A 5444-nucleotide genomic window follows, 5' to 3' on the forward strand; every position below is an offset into this window, starting at 1 on the left:
GCCATGCGCGGCGGCGATTTCGGCGATGGTACGATCGACCTGCCTCGGCTCGGTGTTCCTTGGCGCGACACGCACGATGCAGCCATTAGGCATCGTTTCCATCGCCTCGCCTCTACCGATGTTGATCCAATGGCTCTTACCGTCGACGGCGTCGACGATCATGTAATGGCGGTCATTGATCTCGTCGGCCAGTCCACGCGCGACAACGCGACCGACGAGAGACTGGACGGGCTCGCCGGATCGATCGTGGATCACCCAGTCGGCGGCCCTGCGGGCAAGCCCCTTGCCGGTCAGTTCGCGGTGCATGGTCTTGATGATGTCGCCGCGTTCGCCGGTGCGGCGCAGCGTGGCTTCGAGCTCATCGTCGAGGCGCCAGGAGCCAGCGCCGACCTCCGCGGCCAGACCCATCCGCTCGAGCTTGCGCAGCCGTCCCTGGTGCAGCGTCTGGCGAATGGCGTCGGGACCGCCCGGCGAGACCAGGCCGTCATCATCACGCATGCTGAGCAGCCGACGGTCGATGCTGGTGAAGCGTTCCTGCTCCATTTCCCGGCGCAGGCGAAGCTCAATCTCGCGGTCGGTTCGCGGACCGAGATCGAGGCTGACCAGCTCGGCCGCCCGCTCGCGGATGCCAGATGAGATATATTCGCGCGCGATGACCAGGTTCTCGCCACGGTCGTCCCTGCCACGGACGATGATGTGGCTGTGCGGGTGGCCGGTGTTGAAATGATCGACCGCGACCCAGTCGAGCTTCGTGCCGAGGTCTTCCTGCATCTGCGCCATGAGCCGCCGCGTCAGCGCCTTGAGGTCGTCGTACTCGATGCCGTCTTCGGCAGCGACGATGAAGCGGAACTGATGGCGGTCGCCGTCCGCGCGATCGATGAACGCCTTGCCGTCGACGCGGCCGCTGTCGGCGCCGTAGAGCTCGCCAGGTTCACCTTCGCGGGTGACCCCGTCGCGCTGAAGATAGCGTAGATGGGCACGCGCCCCGTCCGCGCCCTTGCCGGCGAGCTTGACGACCCGCGCCTTGACGATCACCCGGCGCTGGCGGAAGGCGGCATACCGGTCGCGCGATTTCAGCAGTGCGGCGGCCGCCCCGCCGCGCCCTGTCCGGCTTCCTGTGAAGCGACCACCGCGTTGCGGCCGGCCGCCAGCCCGGTTGATCGCCGCACGAACCTGGCCGGCATAGCGTTTGCCGGCCTTCGAGCCGCGCGACCCGATTTTGCCGAGCTTCGGCCTGAACTCGTCATCCTTAATGCGAGCCTCCCAGACATATCAAGCAAAATCAGACACTTACACGTCAAACCCTCTTGGCACCGGCGGCAGCCTCCCGGAAAAACGATGTGCAGACAAAGATTTAACCGCCTCCTGGAGGCGGTACCTTTATCTTGCCTTCCGCGCCCAGCCCCGCCAGACGCGCCCCCGTCCGCCATGGCTAACGCACCGGCTCCTTCGGCTGCGCGCCGTCCTTGCCGAGCGGCACGAAGAGATCGCCGTTTCGCACGCCTGAGTGAACACCGTCATGAATGAAGAACAGCGACCGTCCGAGAGGAGCGATTTGCGCCTTTGGAGCGACAGATTGGCTTTCGAACGCCTCGATGTCGGCCGCCGAAACTCCGGCCGCCTTGAGTTGGTCGAGGTACTCGACGGTCTCTTCTGGCAGCGGTTTGCCACGCTTCAAATGCTCGTCGTAGCGCTCGGGACCGGCATTGTAGGCGCCAAACAGGCCAGGAAATCCGAAGCGGTCATACATGGCACTGAGATAGGCCGTGCCGGCCAGGATATTGTCGCGCGGATCGTGGGGGTTAGGCCCAAGGCCGTGTTCGACCCGCATCTCTTCATAGGTGCCGGGCATCACCTGCATGAGGCCCATGGCGCCAGCGGGGGAGGTGATGGGGCGGCCGCCGCGCATTGTCTTGCCGCCGCTTTCGGCAGCCATGACGGCATAGATCCAGGCTTGGGGAATATGGAAGCGCCGGCTTGCTTCCGATACCAACGTCTGCCACTTTCGCAGCTGCGGACTTTGGGAGATGGCGACCGGCTCAGCGCCGGTCGAGGCGGAACAGGCGCATGGCGCAATGGCGATCATGCCCAACAAGAGGAGGGTCACTCGGTCCATAGTGGTACGAGCCTCCCGATGACATTTTGAGTGGGAACAGGCCCGAAATAGCGGCTGTCGAAGGAGCGGTTTTTGTCGCTGCCGAGCAGGAAAACCTCGTTATCCCCGAGCGCTCGGCAGCCGTTCCACCATGGCAAAGGTCGGCCTTCGGCGTCGATTTTGAGCCGGCGCGCGACGATGTCGCCGCCGATGATGATGGCGTCATTGAAGGCGCAGACATTATCGTCCGGCAGCGCTGCAAGACGTTTTGCCAGCGGCACATTGCGAGGCAGATAGCTGCGCTCGGCGGCGAGATACGCCGCGTATTCAGGCGGGCGCACGAGCACGAGATCGCCACGCGCCAGCGCTCCCGCAGCGATGCGGTAAAGGCCGATCGGCGCGCTGGCCGAGGCGTTCCAGACCAGCCAAGGGGCGGGCTTTCCCAGCGCCGTGAAGCCCAAAAGACCGAGACCGGCCGCGGCCAAGGCGACCGTCTTACGGGCTCGAACACGCCTCAGGCGGCTGCCGATCAGATGGATGGAAGGGCGCCGCCTCATGAACGGCCTCCCGTGCCGCCCTGGCCGGAACCGGCCTTGCCATCGCCGGCGATGGAGTGCTGCGGGTGTCCTTTCGACCAATGGTCGAGTTCGTCGATGTGATAGCGGACATAGCGGCCGTGCTTGCGGAATTTCGGGCCGCCGCCCTTGAGCCGCATCTTTTCGAGCGTGCGCTGGGAGAGCCCGATATAGAAGGCGGCTTGGGCTGTGCTGAGAAACGGGCTGCCCTTTTTCGCGCGGGCCGCGCGTTCGTTTTCGTCGTCCATGATGATCCTCGTTTCGCTTCGGACAAGCGAGGGCGAGGATGGGCGAGGGAGATCGTCTCGGGGACGGGCGAAGAGTCGGGGGAGAGTTTTCGCCGCCCTTTAGGGCGGACGGGGTTTGGGTGGAACTCCTGGGAATGAGCCCCGCGCCGGGGCTGCGGCGCGAGGCTCTTATCTCGGCCGGTCAGTCGGCCGGGTTCCAGATGATGGCGTAGGTGTCGTGATCGTCCTGGCCGGCGGCTCGGCCGAGATTGGCGTAGAGCTTGCGCGGTCCGAACTCCGGCGCTGCAATCGACAGGCTCACATAATCCTTGCCGGAAGTCTCGCCGGTGCGGATCCAGCCAGCGCCGACTTCGACCCCTTGCGTAAGCACCCGGAAGTCGGGATGGTTATCGGCGCTCTTGGCCTGGTTGGGGACGATATCGATGTCGGCGCGGACGCTGAGCGTCTTGAACTGGCCCTTGTAGGCGCCGTTTTCCTGCTTGTTGACGTAACCGATCGCGGTCATTTCGAAGTCTCCTTTTGTGGTTTCGCCGGGGACCATCCCCTGCGATGGCGCACCGTAATGGGCGCGTCAGGACCGCCTGAATCCGACAGGGCCGCAGCGACAGTGAAGGACCCGAGCGGGCAGCTTTTTTGTGAGCGAAGCGGCGCGAGGAAGCCGCCGCAGGCGGCGGGGAAAAAAGCTGATGGCGCGAGGGTTTCGGGCGGCCGGACCCGCCCATAGGTCGACAAGCCAGCCGCAGGGATGGTCCTTGGAGAGAGCATGGAGACCGCTCGCCAAGTGCGGTCTGTCAGCCAAGCAGGACGCCGGGATGAAACGGCCTGCAAAGATGCTGCGCCCTTATGCCGGATCGAGATCGTGCCAGCGGGTCGGGCGCCAGAGCAGACATCCGGCATGGTGCGATCTATGAAAGCAGGGCTCGCCAGCGGGAATTTGATACGCGAGGGGGCCAAAGTAAGGCTGGATGAGAAGCCGGTGCTACCTGCAGGTCCAGTGTCATGTGGCGGCGCTCGGGAAACCGCTACGCAATGTAACGCGCTCTTATGAGGCGAACAGACCGGCCCCAAAACCGATCGACCGGTGGTCGGCGCGAAACGCGTCATGCCTGTCCGAAAGCTGACAGTGGCAGAAGACGCATGTCGGGTTCCGCACAATTGACCATGCTGGATTTGTGAGGTTTTCAGGGAGAGCCATGCGTTCACTTCCCAGTGAGCTTTGGCACGGCATTTGCTCTTGATGTGGCAACACGGATCGAAGGTTGACTGCATGCACAAGCGCGAGATGAGCAATGCTCTCCTTTCCTGGAGGCTTGGCAGCAGATTCGATTTGACGTTGCGAGGAGCTTCAGCCGCTCGCGGCGGAAGTGATCTCAAATCTGAAGGCACCGTTGGGGCCGCAGCCATCAAACACATCTTTCTCTTTTTCGCAGCTCGTCTTCAACGCGATGCGGACTTCTTCGCGTCGACGGCGGCCGAAGGTGGAGAAGGGGCTCGACTTGCAAAAAGGAGTTGTCAATGACGTCTTACGTTCGCACCAACAGCCCGGCGCAGGTGCGCTCACTGTCCACCTTTGGCAAGCATCTGCAAAGGAGCGTGCTGACGGCGACGCTGCTTGCCGCGGCTTCGACGGGAAGTGAAGCGCAGCCCTATGTTCGTGCTGACGGCAGCACGACTGACGACTTGGAAGCGGCGCGAGCAAGTTGGCGTCATGACGCCGAATTCAATGGAAATGTGGGGCTCGCAGCCATCAACGCGGATGCCGCGTATGCGTTGGGTTCCACCGGGGAGGGGGCCAGAGCTCCTCGCCTGCCCTCGTCCGTCTTGACGAGTGCCCGCTTACAGCCTACCTCACTATCGCGTTAGCACTCGTCCATCGCGAGTGCTAACAAAAACCCCTCAACAGCGCACCAGGGAAAAATCCGAAAATGGCAAAGTCGAAGTTCCGCCCGCTGCATGACCGCGTGGTCGTTCGCCGGGTCGAATCCGAATCCAAGACCGCTGGCGGGATCATCATCCCCGACACGGCAAAGGAAAAGCCGCAGGAAGGCGAGATCATCGCTGTCGGCTTCGGCGCTCGTGACGAAGCTGGCAAGCTGGTCCCGCTGGACGTCAAGGCCGGCGACCGCATCCTGTTCAGCAAGTGGTCGGGCACGGAAGTCAAGCTCAATGGCGAAGACCTTCTGATCATGAAGGAATCCGACATCATGGGCATCATCGGCTCATATCAGGCCCTTTCGTCAACTGAATTCCCGGGCTCGATTGAAGCCCCTGCCAGGAGCTAAAAATGGCTGCCAAAGACGTAAAATTCTCCCGCGATGCCCGCGAGCGCATGCTGCGCGGTGTCAACATCCTCGCTGACGCGGTGAAGGTCACGCTCGGCCCCAAGGGCCGCAACGTGGTCATCGACAAGTCGTTCGGCGCCCCGCGCATCACCAAGGACGGCGTCACCGTCGCCAAGGAAATCGAGCTTGAGGACAAGTTCGAAAACATGGGCGCGCAGATGGTCCGCGAAGTTGCTTCGAAGAC

General features: G+C 63.2%; 6 protein-coding genes and 1 pseudogene. 2 read left to right on the plus strand and 5 right to left on the minus strand.

Annotated elements, in window-relative coordinates; genetic code table 11:
• The 5 genes from EN991_RS21685 to EN991_RS21705 form a co-directional block, all read right to left on the minus strand.
• A partial coding sequence (locus EN991_RS21685; RefSeq protein WP_127369517.1) for a relaxase/mobilization nuclease domain-containing protein occupies positions 1 to 1254 on the minus strand: 1254 nt, incomplete at its 3' end.
• Positions 1255 to 1432: 178 nt separating this feature from the next.
• Positions 1433 to 2116, minus strand: coding sequence for a lytic transglycosylase domain-containing protein (locus EN991_RS21690; protein WP_024505647.1), 684 nt, complete (start codon positions 2114 to 2116; stop codon positions 1433 to 1435).
• A complete protein-coding gene (locus EN991_RS21695; protein ID WP_024505646.1) occupies positions 2104 to 2652 on the minus strand; it encodes a S26 family signal peptidase in 549 nt (182 codons plus the stop codon). Before EN991_RS21695 ends, EN991_RS21690 begins: the two co-directional genes overlap by 13 nt.
• Complete coding sequence (locus EN991_RS21700) at positions 2649 to 2918, minus strand: helix-turn-helix domain-containing protein (RefSeq protein WP_024505645.1); 270 nt, start codon at positions 2916 to 2918, stop codon at positions 2649 to 2651. The genes EN991_RS21695 and EN991_RS21700 overlap by 4 nt, the downstream gene beginning before the upstream one ends.
• Before the next feature lie 181 nt (positions 2919 to 3099).
• Positions 3100 to 3423, minus strand: coding sequence for a DUF736 domain-containing protein (locus tag EN991_RS21705; RefSeq protein WP_024505644.1), 324 nt, complete (start codon positions 3421 to 3423; stop codon positions 3100 to 3102).
• Between the two features lie 1420 nt (positions 3424 to 4843).
• Here EN991_RS21705 and groES point away from each other — a divergent pair.
• Positions 4844 to 5137 (plus strand): annotated as a pseudogene (groES, locus tag EN991_RS21710) (co-chaperone GroES); the annotation flags it as partial.
• Positions 5138 to 5202: 65 nt separating this feature from the next.
• A partial coding sequence (locus EN991_RS21715; RefSeq protein ID WP_281033404.1) for a TCP-1/cpn60 chaperonin family protein occupies positions 5203 to 5444 on the plus strand: 242 nt, incomplete at its 3' end.

The sequence above is a fragment of the Mesorhizobium sp. M7A.F.Ca.US.005.03.2.1 genome, assembly GCF_003997795.1.
In the GTDB taxonomy this organism is placed as follows: Bacteria; Pseudomonadota; Alphaproteobacteria; order Rhizobiales; family Rhizobiaceae; genus Mesorhizobium; species Mesorhizobium ciceri.